The organism is Pseudomonas sp. GZJR-8 (assembly GCF_002916705.1).
Lineage (GTDB): Bacteria > Pseudomonadota > Gammaproteobacteria > Pseudomonadales > Pseudomonadaceae > Aquipseudomonas > Aquipseudomonas synxantha_A.
In genome coordinates this window covers 543079-564047 of the sequence record NZ_JXSI01000004.1, presented here as the reverse complement: position 1 = coordinate 564047, position 20969 = coordinate 543079, and the positions used below count along the sequence as shown (strand labels likewise).

The 20969-nt window shown below is 60.4% G+C and carries 17 protein-coding genes, 1 pseudogene and 1 riboswitch; of the genes and pseudogenes, 11 read left to right on the top strand and 7 right to left on the bottom strand.

Annotated features, from left to right (window positions below; all coding sequences use genetic code 11):
* Positions 1-13 precede the first annotated feature (13 nt).
* Entirely contained in the window at positions 14-2011 is a 1998-nt protein-coding gene (gene tkt, locus TK42_RS11705; RefSeq protein WP_005792201.1) for a transketolase, read from the bottom strand.
* A gap of 260 nt (positions 2012-2271) precedes the next feature.
* Here tkt and TK42_RS11700 point away from each other — a divergent pair, with 260 nt between their 5' ends.
* The 4 genes from TK42_RS11700 to TK42_RS11685 all read left to right on the top strand — a co-directional run bounded on the left by TK42_RS11700 (position 2272) and on the right by TK42_RS11685 (position 6689).
* Positions 2272-3267, top strand: coding sequence for a metalloregulator ArsR/SmtB family transcription factor (locus TK42_RS11700; RefSeq protein ID WP_032878998.1), 996 nt, complete (start codon positions 2272-2274; stop codon positions 3265-3267).
* 19 nt (positions 3268-3286) lie between these two features.
* The gene (metK, locus tag TK42_RS11695) at positions 3287-4477 is read left to right on the top strand and encodes a methionine adenosyltransferase (protein ID WP_032878996.1); all 1191 of its coding nucleotides are present in this window, start codon (positions 3287-3289) and stop codon (positions 4475-4477) included.
* A 110-nt stretch (positions 4478-4587) separates the two neighbouring features.
* Positions 4588-6252 carry an NAD-dependent DNA ligase LigB gene (gene ligB / locus TK42_RS11690; protein WP_177464450.1) on the top strand — a complete coding sequence of 555 codons (1665 nt, stop codon included), beginning with the start codon at positions 4588-4590 and terminating at the stop codon, positions 6250-6252.
* A 41-nt stretch (positions 6253-6293) separates the two neighbouring features.
* Positions 6294-6689: a DUF1090 domain-containing protein gene (locus tag TK42_RS11685; protein ID WP_103734251.1), complete on the top strand. Its 396-nt coding sequence runs from the start codon at positions 6294-6296 to the stop codon at positions 6687-6689.
* Positions 6690-6695: 6 nt separating this feature from the next.
* Here the strand turns inward: TK42_RS11685 and TK42_RS11680 are convergent, their stop codons facing one another.
* Positions 6696-7145: a cytochrome c gene (locus TK42_RS11680; protein ID WP_032878990.1), complete on the bottom strand. Its 450-nt coding sequence runs from the start codon at positions 7143-7145 to the stop codon at positions 6696-6698.
* A 128-nt stretch (positions 7146-7273) separates the two neighbouring features.
* Here TK42_RS11680 and TK42_RS11675 point away from each other — a divergent pair, with 128 nt between their 5' ends.
* Positions 7274-8467, top strand: a complete 1194-nt coding sequence (locus TK42_RS11675; RefSeq protein ID WP_103734250.1) for a murein transglycosylase A — start codon at positions 7274-7276, stop codon at positions 8465-8467.
* 80 nt (positions 8468-8547) lie between these two features.
* Here TK42_RS11675 and TK42_RS11670 read toward each other — a convergent pair whose 3' ends face one another.
* Together TK42_RS11670 and TK42_RS11665 are read right to left on the bottom strand one after the other, a co-directional pair.
* Positions 8548-8934, bottom strand: a complete 387-nt coding sequence (locus TK42_RS11670) for an MAPEG family protein (protein ID WP_032878985.1) — start codon at positions 8932-8934, stop codon at positions 8548-8550.
* A gap of 31 nt (positions 8935-8965) precedes the next feature.
* Positions 8966-9301, bottom strand: a pseudogene (locus TK42_RS11665) (EamA family transporter); the annotation flags it as partial.
* 125 nt (positions 9302-9426) lie between these two features.
* Between TK42_RS11665 and TK42_RS11660 the strand changes: the two are divergent.
* Positions 9427-10686, top strand: coding sequence for a sodium:proton antiporter (locus TK42_RS11660; protein ID WP_032878983.1), 1260 nt, complete (start codon positions 9427-9429; stop codon positions 10684-10686).
* Here the strand turns inward: TK42_RS11660 and TK42_RS11655 are convergent.
* From TK42_RS11655 to TK42_RS11645, 3 genes are all read right to left on the bottom strand, one after another.
* A complete protein-coding gene (locus TK42_RS11655; RefSeq protein WP_005792214.1) occupies positions 10680-11567 on the bottom strand; it encodes a formate/nitrite transporter family protein in 888 nt (295 codons plus the stop codon). The two genes, TK42_RS11660 and TK42_RS11655, sit on opposite strands and share 7 nt — an antisense overlap.
* A gap of 71 nt (positions 11568-11638) precedes the next feature.
* On the bottom strand, positions 11639-13558 hold the full coding sequence (locus TK42_RS11650) for a patatin-like phospholipase family protein (RefSeq protein WP_103734249.1): 1920 nt from the start codon (positions 13556-13558) through the stop codon (positions 11639-11641).
* Positions 13559-13658: 100 nt separating this feature from the next.
* Positions 13659-14063: an acyl-CoA thioesterase gene (locus TK42_RS11645; protein WP_032878978.1), complete on the bottom strand. Its 405-nt coding sequence runs from the start codon at positions 14061-14063 to the stop codon at positions 13659-13661.
* Positions 14064-14261: 198 nt separating this feature from the next.
* Positions 14262-14368: riboswitch (S-adenosyl-L-homocysteine riboswitch) on the top strand.
* A gap of 21 nt (positions 14369-14389) precedes the next feature.
* Here TK42_RS11645 and ahcY point away from each other — a divergent pair.
* From ahcY to TK42_RS11620, 5 genes are all read left to right on the top strand, one after another.
* On the top strand, positions 14390-15799 hold the full coding sequence (gene ahcY, locus TK42_RS11640; protein WP_005792218.1) for an adenosylhomocysteinase: 1410 nt from the start codon (positions 14390-14392) through the stop codon (positions 15797-15799).
* A gap of 179 nt (positions 15800-15978) precedes the next feature.
* On the top strand, positions 15979-16824 hold the full coding sequence (gene metF / locus TK42_RS11635; RefSeq protein WP_005792219.1) for a methylenetetrahydrofolate reductase [NAD(P)H]: 846 nt from the start codon (positions 15979-15981) through the stop codon (positions 16822-16824).
* A gap of 75 nt (positions 16825-16899) precedes the next feature.
* A complete protein-coding gene (locus TK42_RS11630; RefSeq protein WP_032878976.1) occupies positions 16900-17982 on the top strand; it encodes a hypothetical protein in 1083 nt (360 codons plus the stop codon).
* Positions 17983-18045: 63 nt separating this feature from the next.
* Positions 18046-18849, top strand: a complete 804-nt coding sequence (locus tag TK42_RS11625; RefSeq protein ID WP_103734248.1) for an ABC transporter substrate-binding protein — start codon at positions 18046-18048, stop codon at positions 18847-18849.
* Between the two features lie 222 nt (positions 18850-19071).
* A complete protein-coding gene (locus TK42_RS11620; RefSeq protein WP_032878973.1) occupies positions 19072-20955 on the top strand; it encodes a DEAD/DEAH box helicase in 1884 nt (627 codons plus the stop codon).
* Positions 20956-20969: the final 14 nt, after the last annotated feature.

The window sequence follows — 20969 nt, the reverse complement described above, 5'->3', positions numbered from 1 at the left end:
AACGCAGACTGACTTAGTCTTCCAGCAACTCTTCAGCCTGACCCAGGATGTTTTCCAGGGTGAAACCGAACTCTTCGAACAACGCCGGCGCCGGCGCCGACTCACCATAGGTGGTCATGCCGATCACGCGGCCTTCCAGGCCCACGTACTTGTACCAGTAGTCAGCGTGAGCCGCTTCGATGGCGATACGTGCGCTGACCTGCAACGGCAATACCGATTGCTTGTAGCCGGCGTCCTGGGCTTCGAACACGCTGGTGCACGGCATGGATACAACGCGAACGTTGCGGCCCTGCGCGGTCAGCTTGTCGTAGGCCTGAACGGTCAGGCCCACTTCGGAACCGGTGGAGATCAGGATCAGCTCCGGCTCGCCGATGCAGTCCTTGAGCACATAACCACCACGGCTGATGTCGGCGATCTGCGCGTCGGTACGCACCTGGTGTTGCAGGTTCTGACGCGAGAAGATCAGCGCCGAAGGGCCGTCCTTGCGCTCGATGGCGTGCTTCCAGGCCACGGCGGATTCGACCGCGTCGGCTGGGCGCCAGCAGTCCAGGTTCGGCGTGGTACGCAGGCTGGTCAGTTGCTCGACCGGCTGGTGCGTCGGGCCGTCTTCACCCAGGCCGATGGAGTCGTGGGTGTACACATGGATCACACGCTTCTTCATCAGCGCAGCCATGCGCACGGCGTTACGTGCGTACTCCATGAACATCAGGAACGTCGCGCCGTAAGGCACCAGGCCGCCGTGCAAGGACACGCCGTTCATGATGGCGCTCATGCCGAACTCGCGCACGCCGTAGTACATGTAGTTGCCGCTGGCGTCTTCGGCCGAGACACCTTTGCAGCCTTTCCACAGAGTCAGGTTGGAACCGGCCAGGTCAGCCGAACCGCCGAGGATCTCAGGCAGCAGCGGGCCAAAGGCGTTCAGGGTGTTCTGGCTGGCTTTACGGCTGGCGATGGTCTCGCCCTTGGCCGCGACTTCGGCGATGTAGGCCGAGGCTTTTGCCGAGAAGTCGGCAGGCAGGTCACCGGCCAGGCGACGAACCAGTTCGTTGGCAAGCTCCGGGAATTCGGCGGAGTAGGCCGCGAAACGCTGGTCCCACTCGGCTTCGGTGGCCAGGCCTTTTTCCTTGGCGTCCCATTCGGCATAGATGTCGGCCGGGATTTCAAACGGGCCGTGATTCCACTTCAGCGCTTCACGGGTCAGGGCGATTTCCGCGTCACCCAGTGGGGCGCCGTGGCAGTCTTCTTTACCTTGCTTGTTCGGCGAGCCGAAACCGATGGTGGTCTTGCAGCAGATCAGGGTTGGCTGCGCGCTCTTGCGAGCGGTGTCGATGGCGATCTTGATTTCTTCCGGATCGTGGCCGTCGACGTTGCGGATCACCTGCCAGTTGTAGGCTTCGAAACGCTTGGGGGTGTCATCGGTGAACCAGCCTTCGACTTCGCCGTCGATGGAAATGCCGTTGTCATCGTAGAAGGCAATCAGCTTGCCCAGGCCAAGGGTGCCGGCCAGGGAGGCGACTTCGTGGGAGATGCCTTCCATCATGCAGCCATCACCCAGGAACACATAGGTGTGGTGGTCGACGATGTCGTGGCCAGGGCGGTTGAATTGCGCGCCCAGAACTTTTTCAGCCAGCGCGAAGCCGACAGCGTTGGCCAGGCCCTGACCCAGGGGACCGGTAGTGGTCTCCACGCCTGGGGTGTAGCCGAATTCCGGGTGACCGGGGGTGCGGCTGTGCAGCTGACGGAAGCTCTTGAGGTCGTCGATGGTGACGTCGTAGCCGGTCAGGTGCAGCAGCGAATAGATCAGCATCGAGCCGTGGCCGTTGGACAGCACGAAGCGGTCACGGTCGGCGAACGACGGGTTGCTCGGGTTGTGTTTCAGGTAGTCACGCCAAAGTACCTCGGCGATATCCGCCATGCCCATCGGGGCACCGGGATGGCCGCTGTTGGCTTTTTGCACGGCATCCATGCTGAGGGCACGAATGGCGTTGGCACGCTCACGACGGCTGGGCATCGCTGATCTCCTGGAGTTTACTTATAAAGAAACGGAAAAAAGGACCGGCATTTTCCCTCAGCCACCGCCTGCGGGCAATGACAGATAGTCACTTGAGGGTGTTTTTCCTGTGGTTTGGACGGCAATAGGTTGCAGAAACCTTTAACTGGTTCGTCTAAAGGTTATAGCGGCGGCTTATAACCGCCACTTATCGATCAATATCAAAACTTTTTGATATTGACCTTGCAGGGATTTACACCCGTCACTAGACTGCTGGCCTTATGAACCTACCCGTGCCCTCCCTGCGTCCTGACGACGGCGATGAACTGGCAGCCCTTTGCAAGGCTGCAGGTGATCCGTTGCGCCTGAACGTATTGCGCGCACTGGCCAACGATTCGTTCGGGGTGCTGGAACTGGCGCAGATCTTCGCCATCGGCCAATCCGGCATGAGCCACCACTTGAAGGTGCTGGCCCAGGCCGACCTGGTCGCCACGCGCCGCGAAGGTAATGCGATTTTTTACCGCCGCGCCCTGCCCCATACCGAACAGCTGGGCGGCAAACTGCACGCCGCCTTGCTTGAGGAAGTGGATAACCTGGGCCTGCCGAGCGACGTACAGTCGCGCATCGGCCAGGTCCACGGGCAACGCGCCGCCGCCAGCCAGGACTTTTTCTCCCGGGTTGCCGACAAGTTTCGCGCCCAGCAGGACCTGATCGCCGGCTTGCCCCAGTACCGCGAAAGCGTACTGGCGCTGTTGGACAAGCTGAGCTTCAGTACTGAGGCAACGGCCGTGGAAGTCGGCCCTGGCGATGGCGGCTTTCTGCCGGACCTGGCACGGCGTTTCGGGCAGGTGACGGCGCTGGACAACAGCCCGGCAATGCTTGAACTGGCGCGCCAACTCTGTGAACGCGAAGCCCTGGGCAATGTGCGCCTGCAGTTGGCTGACGCCTTGAATGACACCAGCCTGCGGGCCGATTGCGTGGTGCTGAACATGGTCTTGCACCATTTCGCCGCCCCCGCCGACGCCCTCAAGCAAATGGCCGGGTTACTGCACCCCGGCGGTAGCCTGCTGGTTACGGATTTATGCAGCCACAACCAGAATTGGGCCAAGGAGGCCTGCGGTGATCTCTGGCTGGGTTTTGAACAGGACGATCTGGCCCGTTGGGCCACCGCTGCGGGACTCGTTCCCGGGGAAAGCCTCTATGTAGGTTTACGTAATGGTTTCCAGATTCAGGTCCGCCATTTTCAGCGACCGGCTGGCGACACTCACCATCGGTAAATATCAGGAAAACATCGAGATGAGCGAATACTCCCTTTTCACCTCCGAGTCCGTGTCTGAAGGGCATCCGGACAAAATCGCCGACCAGATTTCTGACGCGGTGCTGGACGCTATCATCGCTGAAGACAAGTTCGCCCGTGTGGCGTGCGAGACGCTGGTGAAAACGGGCGTGGCGATCATCGCCGGCGAAGTCACCACTACAGCCTGGGTCGACCTGGAGCAGATCGTTCGTGACGTGATCACCGACATTGGCTACAACAGCTCCGACGTCGGCTTCGACGGCGCGACCTGCGGCGTGATGAACATCATCGGCAAGCAATCGCCTGACATCAACCAGGGTGTAGACCGTGCCAAGCCTGAAGACCAGGGCGCCGGCGACCAGGGCCTGATGTTCGGCTACGCCAGCAATGAAACCGACGTGCTGATGCCGGCGCCGATCACCTTCTCGCACCAGTTGGTGCAACGCCAGGCCGAAGCACGTAAATCCGGGGTATTGCCTTGGCTGCGCCCGGACGCCAAGTCCCAGGTGACCTGCCGTTACGAAGGCGGCAAAGTCGTGGGTATCGACGCCGTTGTGCTGTCGACCCAGCACAACCCGGACGTGTCCTACGCCGACCTGCGCGAAGGCGTGATGGAGCTGATCGTCAAGCACGTGCTGCCTGCCGAGTTGCTGACCAAGGACACCCAGTTCCACATCAACCCGACCGGACAGTTCATCATCGGCGGCCCCGTGGGCGACTGCGGCCTGACCGGTCGCAAGATCATCGTCGACAGCTACGGCGGCATGGCCCGTCACGGCGGTGGCGCGTTCTCGGGTAAAGACCCGTCCAAGGTTGACCGTTCGGCCGCTTATGCCGGTCGTTATGTGGCCAAGAACATCGTGGCTGCCGGCCTGGCCGAGCGCTGCGAAATTCAGGTTTCCTACGCTATTGGCGTGGCGCAGCCTACGTCGATCTCGCTGAACACCTTCGGCACCGGCAAGATCAGCGACGAGAAAATCGTCAAGCTGGTGCGTGAAATCTTCGACCTGCGCCCCTACGCAATCACCACCATGCTCGACCTGCTGCACCCGATGTATCAGGAAACCGCAGCCTACGGCCACTTCGGCCGTACCCCTGCGCAGAAGACTGTTGGCGATGACACCTTCAGCACCTTCACCTGGGAAAAAACCGACCGAGCCAACGACCTGCGTATCGCTGCCGGCCTGTAAGCGTTCGCGCTGTATACAGAAACACCCGGTAAAAAGCCCCGAGCAATCGGGGCTTTTTTGTGGGCGCCTGGATGACTTAGGCTGGGCTCCCTTTTCGAGCAAGGATGCTCATGATGCATAAGTTCATGGCTTTTTTTCTCAGTGTTTTATCCAGCTGGACGTGGGCAGAAACGTGCCCCGATCACGCTCACCTGCAACTCGACAGCTTGGCCAGGCAGATCAGCCAGTGGGACGACAGTTACCACCGCCAGGGCCAATCCCCCATCAGTGACGAACTCTACGACCAGGCCCGCCAGCGCCTGGCGCAATGGCGTGAATGCACACGCCAAGCCACGCCGAAAGCGGACAACCCGCTGGCCAGTTCACGCGGCACGTTACGGCACCCAGTCGCGCACACCGGCCTGGAAAAGCTGCCGGACGAACCGGCAGTCAAGAAGTGGCTCAGCACCCGCCAGGACGTATGGATCCAACCCAAGGTCGATGGGGTGGCGGTGACGCTCGTCTATCGCGAGGGCCGCTTGCAGCAACTCATCAGCCGAGGCGATGGCGTGCTGGGCCACGATTGGTCGGCCTCGGCCGCCAGGATCCCCGGTATCGTCCAACAGCTGCCAGACGCGATTGATGTGGTGCTGCAAGGCGAACTTTACTGGCGCCTTGATCACCATGTGCAAGCGATAAACGGTGGGCTCAATGCGCGCAGCAAAGTGGCCGGCCTGATGAACCGGCGACAATTGAGCGACGCTGAGGCGGCAGGCATCGGCTTGTTCGTCTGGGCCTGGCCTGACGGTCCGGCGGACTTCACCGAGCGCCTGGCCACCCTGACGCGCTGGGGCTTCAGCGATACACAGCGTTATAGCCACCCCATTGCGCACATCAGCGAAGCCACTCATTGGCGCACGCATTGGTACAACGCACCGCTGCCCTTCGCCAGCGATGGCGTGGTGCTGCACCAGGCTGCACGGGCACCCGCCGAGCGCTGGCAAGCCAGTGCGCCTTATTGGATGGTCGCCTGGAAGTACCCAACCATCAAAGCCCTGGCACTGGTGCGCAAGGTGCAATTCAGGATCGGTCGCACCGGGCGCATCACCCCCATCCTCGAACTGGAACCCGTGTGGCTGGATGATCGGCAGATCAGCCGGGTCAGCGCCGGCTCCCTGAAACGCTGGCAAGCCCTGGATATCCGCCCCGGCGACCATGTGTCGATCAGCCTGGCGGGCCAGGTCATTCCCCGACTGGACGAGGTGATCCTGCGCAACGAAACCCGTGTGGACATGCAGCTACCCAACCCTCGCGATTTTCACGCCCTGAGTTGCTGGCAAATGGAGCCCGGCTGCGAAGATCAATTACTCGCCCGCCTCACCTGGCTGAGCGGCAAACAGGGCCTGGCCTTGCCACATATGGGCCGTGAAACCTGGAACATATTGATCCAGGCCGGTCTAATCGCAGGCTTTCTCGATTGGTTAACCCTGGATGCGGCGCAGCTTGCTACCATTGAGGGCTTCGGTGATCGCACTCGTGAGCGAGTGCTCGACAGTTTTAACAACGCCCGGCAACGCCCTTTTTCACAATGGCTCAAGGCCTTGGGCGTACCGCCAGCGGCGCGCAACAACCTGGAGGGCGACTGGCAGACGCTGGCCGCCAAAGACACCCAAGCCTGGCTGGCCTCAGACGGCATCGGCCCGGGTCGTGCAGCGCAACTGAGCGCGTTTTTTCGCGACCCGCAGGTGCAAGCCTTGGCTGAAACATTACGCGAGGCCGGGATAGATGGGTTTTGAACGCCACCCGGCCACCTGATTGCGACCTTGGAGCTTTATAGATGAAATTTCTCGCCCCCTTTGCCTTGCTGACCCTCGCAAGTTTCACAACCATGCCACTGCTGGCCGCCGAAGAAGCGCAACCGCTCACCGGCTGCGCCGCCAAGCGCCAGGCCATCAGCAGCCAGATCGAACAAGCCAAGGCCCACGGTAACAGCGCCCAACAGGCCGGCCTGGAAAAAGCCCTGAGCGAAGTCACCGCCAACTGCACCGACGCCACCTTGAAAAAAGAACGTGAAAACAAAGTGCTCGACGCCAAGCACGAAGTCTCCCGCCGTCAGGCCGACCTCGACAAGGCCATGAAAAAAGGCGATCCGGACAAGATCAACAAGCGTAAGGACAAACTGGCCGAGTCGCGCAAAGAACTACAGGACGCGGTGGAAGAACTCGACCAGTAAAAACGATCAGTGATCGCGGAACTGTTTATGGCAGGCGCTACAGGCGTCTTCGACTTTTTGCACCGCCGGCTGAAGGTTACTGGCCTTGTAGGGTTGCACTTGGCTGGCGATCACCAATTCACCGGTGGCCGCCTCAAGGTCGCGGGCCAGTTGCTGGAACTGCGCCTGTTTCTGCCACACGTCGTCCCTGGCGCTCGTGTGATCTTCTTCGCGCACGCTTGGGAAGTGCTTCCACGGCTCATGGGACAACGCATCCAGCTTGACCGCGCCTTCTGCAAACCTGGCACCGTCGAACGGGATACGCCCGCGCAACATCCCGCCCAGGTCTTCGCCGGTCTTGAGCATCTGCTTGAAGATCGCCTTGCGTTGGCCCAGTGGGGAATTGGGGTCAACACCGCCACAGGCGGACAAGGCCAGGCAGGCCAGCAGTACAACGGTCAGTTTTTTTAGAATCATGATGGCTTCAGGTCACGGGAAACGGCGGCCAGTATCCTCGCCCCGCCCGCAAAGACCAATAGCCCTATTAATAATAAGGGTTGCCCGAATGCAATGAAGCATGGGTAATCGCTTCAGGAAATGCTTACATGAATATCACCGCGAAACCCTGGAGCCGCCGACTCGCGTGGGCTCTGCCAATGATCGCACTGCTGGCCGGCTGCGATGCAGGTAAAGATTCCGGCAAAGAGGTCGCCAAAGAAGAAGCCAAACCCCATGCGGTCGCCACCTATGTGAGTGCACCCTGGGAAGCCTTGCCGGTGGTCTCCGACAGCGATTTGCTGGCCGGTTTTGAATCCTGGCGCAGCGCCTGCCAGCGCCTCAAAGCCGACCCGATATGGGGCACCACCTGCGCGGCAGCGGCCAGCGTACCGGGCGATGCCGTGGCGGTTCGCGGCTTTCTCAAGGAACACCTCGATGTCTTCGGCTTGCGTTCGGCCAACAACACACCCAATGGTTTGATCACCGGTTATTACGAGCCGGTCTACCCCGGCAGCCTGACCAAAACCGCTACCGCCCATGTGCCGGTCTACGGCGTGCCGGATGACTTGATTATCGTCAACCTCGAAAGCATCTACCCGGAGCTTAAAGGCAAGCGCCTGCGTGGACGCCTGGAAGGTCGGGTACTCAAGCCTTATGACGACGCCAGCACCGTCAACAGCCAGGGCTCCACTGCCAAGCCGATCGCCTGGCTGACCGACCCAATGGACCTGCAATTCCTGCAAATCCAGGGCTCAGGGCGTATCCAACTGGCGGGAGGGCGCCAACTGCGCGTAGGTTACGGCGACCAGAACGGCTACCCGTACCGCCCAATCGGCCGTTGGCTGGTAGAGCAAGGCGAGCTGAAAAAAGAAGAGGTGACCATGGGCGCCATCAGCGCCTGGGCCAAGGCACATCCGCAGCGCATTCCCGAACTGCTGGCGAGCAACCCCAGCTACGTATTCTTCAGCGCACGCCCCGACAGTAACGAAGGCCCACGCGGTTCGCTGAACGTGCCATTGACCGCCGGCTACAGCGTGGCGGTGGACCGCAAGGTCATCCCGCTGGGTAGCCTATTGTGGTTGTCGACCACCAAACCCGATGGTTCATCGATCACCAGACCTGTCGCGGCCCAGGACACCGGCGGCGCAATCACCGGCGAAGTACGGGCAGACTTGTTCTGGGGCACAGGTGATGCGGCGGGAGAGCTGGCAGGAAATATGAAACAACAAGGGCAAATCTGGATGCTGTGGCCCAAAGGCGCGGCGCTGCCGCAAGTACCCGATGCCCCCGCCGGCACCTGACAGACGCTGATAATGAAATGTGGGAGGGGCGGTGCGACGATTCGCCTTGCCCCTCTCCCACAAAGGATTTGCATCAGGCGTTAGATCGAGACAAAGAAGAAACTCGCAATCAACGCCATTCCCACGGCCCACACCAGCGAACGCAAAATCGCCCAATCGGCCAGGTAGCAAATGATGTACAGCAGGCGGCTGGTGATAAACAGCACCGCCAGCACATTGATCGTCACCAGTTCGGCGTTGCCGGCCATGTGCGCAATGACCACCGCCGCGGCAAACGCCGGGGTCACTTCAAAGCTGTTGAGTTGCGCATTGTTGGCGCGCTTGGCGACGCCCTCAACGGTATCGAGGAAAGCACGCGGGTCGTGGTTGTGCCGAGCTCCGAACTTGCCCGTGCTGAACTTGGCGACACCCGTGCATAGATAGGGCAGAAAAATTGCGATCAACACACACCAGAAAGCGACTGTCATCACTCATTCCTTTTTTGGATTTATCCGACGGTTAGAGTTTCATCACGAACATGCCGATCAGCACCAACCCACAAGCTATGAGCCGTGGCCGGCCAAAAGGTTCTTTCAAGTAACACATGCCGAACAGCACCACCAGGATCACGCTGACTTCCCGCAACGCCACCGCCTCGGCAATCGAGTCCAACTGCATGGCCCAAAGCACCAAAGCGTAGCTCAACAACACGCACAATCCCACGCTCAGGCCCAACCGCCATTGAGTGCGCCAGAACAGGCTGAAGGCCGCACGCTTGCGCACCAGCGCCAGCAACGGAAATGGCCAGGCACTGATCAATGTCAGCCACACCAGGTAATCCAGCGGGTGCGACCAGCACCAGGGCTGTCGCTACCACCAGAACCTCCTCAATTGATTCGTGATGTAACTTCACCTGTTTATACTAAACACCACCTCGGCGCCCCCCATGCGCCTACATTTCCCTGCTCCAAGGACCCCGGATGCTCGAACTTGTCGCCGCCTTCATTTGCCTCACCACCCTGCTCACCTATGTGAACTACCGCTTTATCGGCCTGCCGCCGACCATCGGTGTAATGGTCACTGCGCTGCTTTTTTCCCTGATCCTGCAGGGCCTGAGCTTTATCGGCTATCCCGGCCTGGAAGAGCGCATCCAGCAACTGATAGGCCAGATCGACTTCGGCGATTTGCTGATGAACTGGATGCTCTCGTTCCTGCTGTTCGCTGGCGCCTTGCACGTCAACTTGAACGACTTGCGCAGTTACCGCTGGCCCATCGGCCTGCTGGCCACCTTTGGGGTGTTGATCGCCACCGTGGTGATCGGCAGCCTGGCCTATTACATCTTCGCCCTGTTCGGCTGGCACGTGAGCTTCCTCTACTGCCTGCTGTTCGGCGCGCTGATTTCGCCTACAGACCCGATTGCGGTGCTCGGCGTGCTGCGTACCGCCAATGCGTCGAAACCACTGAAGACCACCATTGTCGGCGAGTCGCTGTTCAATGATGGCACCGCCGTGGTGGTGTTTACCGTGCTGTTGGGTATCGCGCAGTTGGGCGAGACGCCCACCGTGGGCGCCACTGCCCTGCTGTTTGCCCACGAGGCCATAGGCGGCGTGGTATTCGGCGGGCTGATCGGCTACCTCGTGTACCTGATGATCAAGAGTATCGAACAGCACCAGATCGAAGTGATGCTGACCCTTGCCCTGGTGATCGGCGGTTCGGCCATGGCTTCGCAACTGCACGTGTCCGCACCGATTGCAATGGTGGTCGCGGGGCTGATCATCGGCAACCTGGGACGCAACCTGGCGATGAACGACATGACGCGTCGCTACTTGGATGGTTTCTGGGAACTGCTTGATGACATGCTCAACGCCTTGCTGTTTGCGCTGATCGGCATGGAGTTGCTGCTGTTGCCATTCAACTGGCTGCACGTATTCGCGGCCAGTTTGCTCGCCGTGGCGATCCTGCTCTCGCGCCTGTTGACGGTGGCCCCGGCGATCTTGCTGCTGCGGCGCTGGCGCACGGTACCGCGCGGTACTATCCGCATCCTGACCTGGGGTGGTTTGCGTGGCGGTGTCTCGGTGGCCTTGGCCTTGGCGCTGCCCCTGGGTCCGGAGCGCGACTTGTTGCTGAGCATCACCTACATCGTGGTGCTGTCATCGATCCTGTTGCAGGGGTTGAGCATCGGCAAGCTGGTCAAACACGTGACCCGGGGCGAACCCCAGGCCACGCCTGAACATCACTGATCTTTTCTAGTCGGCTGCGGATGCCGAGGGTCCGCAGCAGCTTTGCCTGGCAGGCTGCTCTCACTGCGAATCTGCGCATGGCTGATCAGGGCGAAGATAAAACTGCCGCCGATGATATTGCCCGCCAGGGTCGGTCCGGCAAACACCAGCCAGAAATCCTTCCACGGCAGCTCGCCGGCAAACACCAGGTATGACACTTCCGCCGAACCAACGACGATATGCGTGAAGTCACCCAGGGCCATCAGGTATGTGATCAGGATAATGATCCACATCTTTGCGCTTTCCATTGATGGGATCATCCACACCATGGTGGCGATCATCCAGCCGGAAACGATGCCCTTGGCAAACATCTGGCCAGAATCGTTCTCCATGATCTTGCGTCCGATTTCAAGAAAGGCCAGGTCGGTCTTGGTATCGAAAATCGGTAAATGCAACATCACGTAAGCCACCAGCAAAGTGCCGCACAGATTACCTACCAGCACGACTGTCCATAGTCGTAGCAGACGTGCAGCATTGCCCAGAGTGGGCTTGCTCATGACCGGCAGCACCGCGGTCAGGGTGTTTTCGGTGAACAGTTGCTGGCGTGCGAGGATCACCGCCAGAAACCCCGCGCAATAGCCAAAACTGGCTATCACCTTGAAGCCCTCGGCGTCCGGCAGGCGTGAATTGAGCAAACCCATCGCCATCAACGACAGGCCCATGGTGAGTCCGGCGGCCAGTGCCGACCACCATAAGGCGGCGACACTGCGCTCCAGCTCCTGGTCGCCCTGGGTACGGATGATTTCGTGAAGAACCGCCGCACGGGGCGGCTGGTTCTTGTCGACGTCCTGCTGCTCTTCCTGCGACAGGTTGGGGGTCTTGCCGTCTGCTTGAGTGGCCATGATGTACCAAAGTCCGAGGGGTGCCTGAAGCTACGACATGCCGCGACGATGGCTGTTCAATGGCCCGGCAATTAAACCGGAATGCGCCACGCCTTGGCCTGTTCCACGGTGGTGGAACTCACGGGTTTGCTCCAGGGTTTATTGCGCGCTTGATAGTATTTGATGATGCCATCGAGCACGCTATTGAAGTCTTGTGGCGTCTTCGCCTCTTTTAAGTCACGCACCGCACGTTGCAGCAGCTCAACGTTGGATGCCGGCTGGCCAGGACGGTACAGCGATGGGTAGATGACCTCCCGCGTAAAGTTTTCAGCTTTCACCCCGATATCCCGACTTTGCATCTCGGCGACCGCACTGCTCAATACCTTGGACATACTTGGCACACTGCCCGATTTTTGCTTGGCGCCCACCTGTAAAAGCTGCTGGAAATTACGCTGGCCCGGCGTATTCAGACGTTTGCCCAACCACTCGATGTGCTCGGGCCTGCTGGCGAGAGAGTCCAGGTTGCGTAAGGCCGCAGCAATCTTCGGAGTAATCTTCAGGGACGTGTCGGATTGGTTGGCTTCGGTAATTGCACTGTCCAACGCCTCCAACGCCTGTTTCGCCTCATCGCGAAACCGCAGTGCGTCTGCGCTGGCGGGGTCCTTGCGCAATTCACCCTGCACGCTGGCAAGCATTTGATCATCCATCGCCAACACAGCATCGTCCAGGGAGGCGAACTCATGGCGCTCACGTGTCAGTTCACGCTTTTGCAGGTGGCTCGACACCGATTGGCGAGCCTGGGCCTGCAAATGCTGTTTCTGTTCAAGCGTCATGGTGAAGTTGACGGTGCCGTTGAGCAGGCCGCGAAAATCGCCTTTGTTCGAGTTCAACGGCAATGTCACCGTTTGATCCGAAAACGCCTTGAGCCGGTCATCTTGGTAGGTTTCAGCCGCGGTATGCGGCGTGCCTGTGAACTTGTCAGCCAAATGGCTGAAAAAGCCACCGCTCTGGCGCGGTGGTGAACTCTGCTCGGATTCGAACTTGACGATCAGCGATTCGTCCTTGCCCAAAGGGCTCTCCGGAAACGAACGTTCAATGACACCGGGGGCGGGGGTATTGAGGAGCAGCCCTCCGTCTTGAAACGCCGTAACCTCTGCATCCGCCTGAAACCCATGGCCCTGTTCGGACGGGCTCTTGAACAGGCCCGGCAACGCCCCCGAAATAAGCGCAGCACGGGCGATGTCCATATCTGGCGTCAGGCTGGCATTGAACACCACCAACTGTGGACGACCGTCGAACATGCCTGTGCCCGTGATGTTCAGTTGCTTGATCGCCGGAATATGGCGGCTCAACACCTCCAGGTCGCGAAAGGTGGGCCCGGCTCCGGCTTTGAGCCGGTCGGCGATTTGCGTGACTTCAGGCGGGCGGTCCGCCTTAGGCATACGCTCGATATGGGCAAGAATCGATTGACGTGACTGGTTGCGAATCAATTCTTCCAGGGGCTGCCCCTCGGTTTGCAGGCGCGGCAGCAGGGTCAGCAGCAGTTGCGAAATATTGCCGCCCGGGCCAGGTAGATTGCCCGCAAGCTTGCCAAGTTTGGAACTTGCATCCTGCAGCCAGGCCAGGATCGGATCTTTGCTATTGAGCAGGCTGGGCAAGTCGAGGCTGTTCGACAACTGCGTGAACGCCTTCGCGTCCATGCCACTGGCGAGTAACGCTGCAGAAATCGCACCGGCAGACGAGCCCGACACCACCTTGACGCCTTTGAGTTTGTCGGCGTCTTCAAGCGCCTGCACCATCCCGGGAAAGGCAATGCCCTTGGCGCCACCGCCACTGAGCACCAAGTGAGCGGGCGGCGGCGGTGACAGCACCACCTCGACGCGGCCATCGCTATGCCGATAAATACTCAGGTTGCGCTCGCCCACGCCCTTGACCAAAGGCGTCTTCACGTCCTGGCTGAAGGTTTGAGACGAAAGAGGCTTATTTTCTACAACAGAACTGGAGACTTTCATACATGAGGCTCTCTCTACAGGGTGTAGGCCTGAGTGATGAGAGAGCCTCGGAAGGATCCACACGGAATGATTTGGTAACGCAAATCACGTCGCGCAGGTGTTACTCAGAAAGACCGTCGTCCTGGAACTGGTCCTTCACATACTTGATTTCGGTACGGCCATGGGGCGCCGGCAAACCGTCTTCGCCCAGGTTGACGAAGACCATTTTTTCCACCGTCAGGATACTTTTGCGGGTGATCTTGTTGCGCACTTCACAGGTCAGAGTGATGGAGGTGCGGCCGAACTCAGTGGCGGTGATACCCAGTTCAATGATGTCGCCCTGGCGCGAGGCGCTGACAAAGTTGATTTCGGAGATGTATTTGGTCACCACGCGCTGGTTGCCCAATTGGACAATCGCGTAAATGGCTGCTTCTTCATCGATCCAGCGCAGCAGGCTGCCACCGAACAGGGTGCCGTTGGGGTTGAGGTCTTCGGGTTTTACCCATTTGCGGGTGTGGAAGTTCATGATCACTCCAAAGCGTCTTGCCAAATGATGGGCAACATCATGGCAGAGCCAGGGCCCAAGCTCTATGAGCCATTGCCTATCGCCCCCATGCGCGATCTTCATGCCGCCGACAGAAAGGCTTGGGAAGTGCCACATACACGGCTATAATCGCCTCCGTTTCAAAACGGTCATCTTCGATTGATACCGTTCTCCCGCCACCTGTCCGAGGGGCGCTGCAGCAGGTTCAACCTGTCAGGCTCGGATGGGGCGTTGTCCGGCCTGGTTGCCCTGGCCTGATACTAAACGCACAACGGCGCCCATTCGCACACTACGAATGGAGGCTCTCTATGAGCGCTGTAATGACGCCTGCAGATTTCAACGACTACAAAGTCGCCGACATGTCCCTCGCTGCCTGGGGCCGTCGCGAAACCTTTATCGCCGAATCCGAAATGCCGGCCCTGATGGGCCTGCGTCGCAAGTACGCCGCTGAACAGCCGCTCAAGGGCGCGAAGATTCTGGGCTGCATCCACATGACCATCCAGACCGCCGTACTGATCGAAACCCTGGTTGCCCTGGGTGCCGAAGTGCGTTGGTCCTCGTGCAACATCTTCTCGACTCAGGACCAGGCCGCCGCCGCTATCGCTGCCGCCGGTATCCCGGTATTTGCCTGGAAGGGCGAAACCGAAGAAGAGTACGAGTGGTGCCTGGAGCAAACCATCCTCAAGGATGGCGCGCCATGGGATGCCAACATGATCCTCGACGACGGCGGCGACCTGACCGAACTGCTGCACAAGAAGTACCCGCAGATCCTCGACCGCGTCCACGGCGTGACCGAAGAAACCACCACTGGCGTGCACCGCCTGCTGGATATGCTGGCCAAGGGCGAGCTGAAGATCCCGGCCATCAACGTCAACGACTCGGTGACCAAGAGCAAGAACGACAACAAGTACGGCTGCCGTCACAGCCTGAACGATGCGATCAAGCGTGGCACAGACCACCTGCTGTCGGGCAAGCAAGCCCTGGTGATCGGCTACGGTGACGTGGGCAAGGGTTCGTCCCAGTCCCTGCGTCAGGAAGGCATGATCGTCAAGGTCTCCGAAGTTGACCCGATCTGTGCCATGCAAGCCTGCATGGACGGTTTCGAAGTGGTTTCGCCGTTCATCGACGGTATCAACGACGGTACCGAAGCAAGCATCGACAAGGCCCTGCTGGGCAAGATCGACCTGATCGTCACCACCACCGGTAACGTGAATGTGTGCGATGCGAACATGCTCAAGGCCCTGAAGAAGCGCGCCGTTGTCTGCAACATCGGCCACTTCGACAACGAGATCGACACCGCATTCATGCGCAAGAACTGGGCATGGGAAGAAGTGAAACCGCAGGTGCACAAGGTTCACCGTACCGGCGCCGGCAATTTCGACCCGCAGAACGATGACTACCTGATCCTGCTGGCCGAAGGCCGCCTGGTTAACCTGGGCAACGCCACCGGTCACCCAAGCCGCATCATGGACGGCTCGTTCGCCAACCAGGTACTGGCGCAGATCTTCCTGTTCGAACAGAAGTACGCCGACCTGTCGCCAGCCCAGAAAGCCGAGCGCCTGACCGTTGAAGTACTGCCCAAGAAACTCGACGAAGAAGTGGCCCTGGAAATGGTCCGCGGCTTCGGCGGCGTCGTGACTCAACTGACCAAGACCCAGGCCGACTACATCGGTGTGACGGTTGAAGGTCCGTTCAAGCCGCACGCTTACCGCTACTGATACACCTGCTGCCCACTCTCCCTGTGGGGGAACGGGCTTTAATGTGGGAGGGGGCTTGCTCCCGATGGCGGTGGGTCAGTCAATATATTTATTAACTGACACTCCGCCATCGGGAGCAAGCCCCCTCCCACATCGACGGTGTACACACTCCGCAATTCTGGGTTTCAAAGGGTATGACCATGTCCCAAGACCGTCGCTACAGCTTCGAGTTTTTCCCGACCAAGACCGATGCTGGGCATGAAAAGCTGATGGCCACTGCCAAGGTGCTGGCCAGCTACAACCCCGACTTCTTCTCCTGCACCTACGGCGCCGGCGGTTCGACCCGCGACCGCACGATCAACACCGTGTTGCAGCTGGAAAGCGAAGTCAAAATTCCCGCCGCTCCGCACTTGTCGTGCGTGGGCGACAGCAAGGCCGACCTGCGTGGTCTGCTGACCCAATACAAAGCTGCCGGCATCAAGCGTATCGTCGCCTTGCGTGGCGACCTGCCGTCCGGCATGGGCATGGCCAGCGGTGAGCTGCGCTACGCCAATGACCTGGTGAGTTTCATCCGCGAAGAAAGCGGCGATCACTTCCATATCGAAGTGGCCGCTTACCCGGAGATGCACCCCCAGGCGCGCAATTTCGAAGACGATTTGCAGAACTTCGTGCGCAAGGCTAATGCCGGCGCCAACAGTGCGATCACCCAGTACTTCTTCAACGCCGACAGCTACTTCTACTTCGTCGAGCGTGTACAAGCGATGGGTGTGAATATCCCGATCGTGCCGGGTATCATGCCGATCACCAACTACAGCAAGCTGGCACGTTTCTCCGACGCCTGCGGTGCCGAAATCCCCCGCTGGGTGCGCAAGCAACTGGAAGCCTATGGCGACGACGTCAAAAGCATCCAGGCCTTCGGCGAGCAGGTCATCACCGAGATGTGTGAGCAATTGTTGCAGGGTGGTGCGCCAGGGTTGCATTTCTATACCCTGAACCAATCTGAACCCAGTCTTGCTGTCTGGAACAACCTCAAGCTGCCACGCTGAGGTCTGTTCGGTTGTACCAAGGCCCTCAGACGAGGGCCTTTGTCGTTTTACGTGACCCACGGAACCCCGCAGTCCATGAATACAGTGTCCCCGACTTCCCGCCCGCAACTGGTCTATCTGGTCTTCGGTGCCCAGACCTACCACCAGGAAGCGGTATTCAGCATCGCCAGCGCACTGGCGTTCCTGCAGGACACCCCGGACGCGAACGTGGACATCCAGGTGTTCACCGACAATCCCGAGCCTTATCACCTGCTGCCGGTACGCGTGCGTCCACTGGACGAGGCCACTCGCAAACGCTGGAGCGAGCCCCACGGTTATCATTTCCGCACCAAACACGTGGTACTGCGCCAGGTACTGGAAGAGTCGGAGGTGGCGCTGCTGATCGACACCGACACGTTCTTCCACCATTCGCCCATGGCCCTGTTCGAGCGCGTGCAGCCCGGCACCCTGCTGTGCAACGCCTTCTACACCAAGTACGGCGACAACCACGAAAGCATCCTCTACACCGCCCTGCACCAGCGCCTGCTGGAGATGGGCGTGGCCGACGATGACATGATGACCCTCAATTCCGGGGTCATGGGCCTGACCCAACAGGATGCACACATCCTCGACCGCTCCATCGAATTGATGGATGAACTGTTCCCCCACGCCCAGGGCGCCTACACCCTGGAAGAGTTCTGCCTGTCCATCGCCGCCTACCGCACCGTCAACGTGCGCGAATGCCCGGACCTGATCCACCATTACTGGAGCCGCAAACAGCTGTTCCGGGCCAAGGTCAAGGCGTGGATCGCCAAACACGCCAGTGCCCCAACCAGTGCGCAGGCCCTGGCCGATACCCGCCAGGTCTCCTCGCACCTGCCGCGCCCGCCGCGCTTGCAGCGCTTGATGTACAAGCTGATCACCCTGCTGCTGCCCAAGCACCAGCAACAGTTCATTCGTGAAATCCTCTATGGTTGCTACGAGCACGAAAACGAATTCGATCAGGCCTGCGGCCCGGTTTGGTGGGACAAGGCACGACAAAACCAGGAAGAACGCCAGAAGCGCCCACTGGATGCCCACCAACTGGAACACTGGTTCGCCAACCCCGTGGTGCGGCTGATACTGGGCGAGCGTCGCGCCGCGATCCACGAACACTTGCTGGACGCTCCGGCGAAATAACACCGCCCGCCAATGCGCGTGGTAGAGCTTCTCTTTCTGTCGGGAGCGTCGTAACCTCAAGGTATGCCCGCCATTTTCAAGCTACTGACCGCCGTGCTTTTTTCTTGCCTGAGCCTGGTCGCTCATGGCGAGAAACTGCGCATTGTCACCGAGCCCTGGGCGCCCTATGTCTACGACGATAACGGCACCAGGGCCGGCCTGGATTACGAAACCACAGTGACTGTGTTCCAACGTCTGGGCGTGGAAGTGCAATGGCAATTCCTGCCCTGGAAGCGCTGCCTGGCGATGCTCGAGCAGGGTCACGCCGATGGCGCGCTGGATATTTTCCACAGCCATGAACGCGACGCCCAGTTGCTCTACCCCAGTGAACCCTTGTCGGAAGTCGAATTCGTCCTGTTCTACGCCAATGATCGCCCTCACCCCGCCACAACCCTCGATGAGCTGCGTGGCCTGACTGTCGGCATCTCACCCGGCTACCTCTATGGCGAGACGTTCAGTGGGTCCAGCGCATTCGAGCGCGAGCCTGCCCCCAGCCATGAAGCCAATTTCGGCAAGCTGATGCTCGGACGCATCGACATGGTCGTGACTGACCGGCGAGTGGGGCAGCACATCATCAAGACCCTGGGCCTTGAGGGCAAAGTCAGCCAGGCGGCAGTGGTGGTCAGCCGCCAACAACAATTTCTCGCGGTGCGCCGTGGAGCCGGCATGGACCTGTTGGTACAGCGCTTTGCCGCCGAGCTCAAGCGCTTCAAGCAAGAGCCGGCCTATGCCGCCTTGAGCGCCAAATATGGTGGGATGCAGGCGCAAACCTCCCCGATATCAGCCTCCGGACACGCCGTTGAGCAGCAGGAAAGCAGCGCGCCGTGATTGCTCTGTTATACTCCGGCCTTTCCGCCAGGCTTACGCCCGGCCGCTCGGGTCTTGAAAAAGGCACCCAACCCAGCTACTGCGCAGCTTTGCAGCCCGCGCGAGCCGGTGGAGTGCCCGCCAGACACAGCAGGACCGGACGGGATTGCGCTCCCCTAAGCGCCATTCACGCCCGGCAAGATTATCCCTTTGGGCCAAGCCCTAACTAAAACAGGATTACTCATGTCCTTTGCTTCCCTCGGTCTCTCCGAGGCTTTAGTCCGCGCCATCGAGGCAGCGGGCTATACCGAGCCTACTCCGGTGCAACAGCGGGCCATTCCCGCCGTGTTGCAAGGTCGCGACCTGATGGTCGCGGCTCAGACAGGTACCGGTAAAACCGGTGGTTTCGCCCTCCCGATTCTGGAGCGGTTGTTTCCCAACGGTCACCCGGACAAATCCCAGCGTCACGGCCCGCGCCAACCGCGTGTACTGGTCCTGACCCCTACCCGCGAACTCGCAGCCCAGGTCCACGACAGCTTCAAGCTGTACGCCCGCGACCTGAAGTTCGTCAGCGCCTGCATCTTCGGCGGCGTCGGCATGAACCCACAGGTTCAGGCCATGTCCCGTGGCGTTGACGTACTGGTCGCTTGCCCGGGTCGTTTGCTCGACCTGTGCGGCCAGGGCAGCGTCGATTTGTCCCACGTGGAAATCCTCGTGCTGGACGAAGCCGACCGTATGCTCGACATGGGCTTTGTCCATGACGTGAAAAAGGTCCTCGCACGCCTGCCGGCCAAACGTCAGAACCTGCTGTTTTCGGCAACGTTCTCCCAGGACATCACGGCCCTGGCCGGCAAGCTGCTGCACAACCCGGAGCGCATCGAAGTCACGCCACCGAACACCACGGTCGAGCGTATCGAGCAACGCGTATTCCGCCTCGCCGCCAGCCACAAGCGCTCGCTGCTGGCGCACCTGATCACCCACGGCGCGTGGGAACAGGTGCTGGTCTTCACCCGCACCAAGCACGGCGCCAACCGCCTGGCCGAGTACCTGGACAAACACGGCCTCACCGCTGTTGCCATCCACGGTAACAAGAGCCAGAACGCTCGCACCAAAGCCCTGGCCGACTTCAAGGCCGGCACTGTGCGCATCCTGGTCGCCACCGATATCGCCGCCCGCGGCCTGGATATCGACCAGTTGCCACACGTAGTCAACTTCGAGCTGCCGAACGTCGATGAAGACTATGTGCACCGTATCGGCCGTACTGGCCGTGCCGGTCGTTCGGGCGAGGCCATTTCCCTGGTCGCACCGGACGAAGAAAAACTGCTGAAAAGCATCGAACGCATGACCAAGCAGAAAATCGCCGACGGCGACCTGATGGGCTTCGATGCCAGCGCCGTGGAGGCCGAGAAACCTGAAGCCCGCGAGCGTCCGGATGTGCGTAACCCGCGCAACCCACGCGGTCCGAAGGGCGATGGCCCGAACGGCGGCGGTGGTGGCGGTGGTCGTCGCGACAAAGGCAAGGACAAGGGCAAGGAAAAGTCCGCCACCAGCAGCCGAGGTGAACGCCCGGCCCGTGAGCAAAAGCCACGTGAAGGCACCCCGGCCCGCGAACAGCGCCAGCCGAGCCAGCCGCCACGCGCCGCCGCTGACCGTGCCCCGGACGAGTTCCTCGACGACGATGTGGATAACTTCGGTAACCGCGTCGACTACGTGCCCCAGGCCAAGCCGGCCCAGGGCCGTGGCCGTCGTCCAGGTGCCCCGGCACAAGGCGCCGGTGCGGGTGCTCCCCGTGGCGGCCAGCCACAGGGTGGCCGTCAGAACGGCCCGCGCAACAGCAGCGGCGGCAGCACCGGTACTCCGCCTGCCAAGCGCAGCGGCCCGCGTAATGGTGCACCGCGTGACGGCCAGGCGCGTCGCGAAGATTCGCGCAGCAACAACCGCCGCCCGGCCCGTGACGACCAGCCACGCCTGTCCGAGCCAGCGGTGCAAAACCCGCGTGGTGGCCCGGCGCCGAAGATCATCCACAAGGAGTCGAAAGCTGATCGCTTCCCGACACCCGAGCAGTTGGACCAACTGCCAGGCCGTCCTCGTGGTGAGAAACCGGCGCTGCTGACCCGCAACCGCTGAGTTCCAAAGCCATA

Coding starts and splice junctions, on each gene's coding strand:
- tkt (WP_005792201.1), bottom strand. CDS start 2,011: ATGCCCAGCCGTCGTGAGCGTGCCAACGCCATTCGTGCCCTCAGCATG.
- TK42_RS11700 (WP_032878998.1), top strand. CDS start 2,272: ATGAACCTACCCGTGCCCTCCCTGCGTCCTGACGACGGCGATGAACTG.
- metK (WP_032878996.1), top strand. CDS start 3,287: ATGAGCGAATACTCCCTTTTCACCTCCGAGTCCGTGTCTGAAGGGCAT.
- ligB (WP_177464450.1), top strand. CDS start 4,588: ATGATGCATAAGTTCATGGCTTTTTTTCTCAGTGTTTTATCCAGCTGG.
- TK42_RS11685 (WP_103734251.1), top strand. CDS start 6,294: ATGAAATTTCTCGCCCCCTTTGCCTTGCTGACCCTCGCAAGTTTCACA.
- TK42_RS11680 (WP_032878990.1), bottom strand. CDS start 7,145: ATGATTCTAAAAAAACTGACCGTTGTACTGCTGGCCTGCCTGGCCTTG.
- TK42_RS11675 (WP_103734250.1), top strand. CDS start 7,274: ATGAATATCACCGCGAAACCCTGGAGCCGCCGACTCGCGTGGGCTCTG.
- TK42_RS11670 (WP_032878985.1), bottom strand. CDS start 8,934: ATGACAGTCGCTTTCTGGTGTGTGTTGATCGCAATTTTTCTGCCCTAT.
- TK42_RS11660 (WP_032878983.1), top strand. CDS start 9,427: ATGCTCGAACTTGTCGCCGCCTTCATTTGCCTCACCACCCTGCTCACC.
- TK42_RS11655 (WP_005792214.1), bottom strand. CDS start 11,567: ATGGCCACTCAAGCAGACGGCAAGACCCCCAACCTGTCGCAGGAAGAG.
- TK42_RS11650 (WP_103734249.1), bottom strand. CDS start 13,558: ATGAAAGTCTCCAGTTCTGTTGTAGAAAATAAGCCTCTTTCGTCTCAA.
- TK42_RS11645 (WP_032878978.1), bottom strand. CDS start 14,063: ATGAACTTCCACACCCGCAAATGGGTAAAACCCGAAGACCTCAACCCC.
- ahcY (WP_005792218.1), top strand. CDS start 14,390: ATGAGCGCTGTAATGACGCCTGCAGATTTCAACGACTACAAAGTCGCC.
- metF (WP_005792219.1), top strand. CDS start 15,979: ATGTCCCAAGACCGTCGCTACAGCTTCGAGTTTTTCCCGACCAAGACC.
- TK42_RS11630 (WP_032878976.1), top strand. CDS start 16,900: ATGAATACAGTGTCCCCGACTTCCCGCCCGCAACTGGTCTATCTGGTC.
- TK42_RS11625 (WP_103734248.1), top strand. CDS start 18,046: ATGCCCGCCATTTTCAAGCTACTGACCGCCGTGCTTTTTTCTTGCCTG.
- TK42_RS11620 (WP_032878973.1), top strand. CDS start 19,072: ATGTCCTTTGCTTCCCTCGGTCTCTCCGAGGCTTTAGTCCGCGCCATC.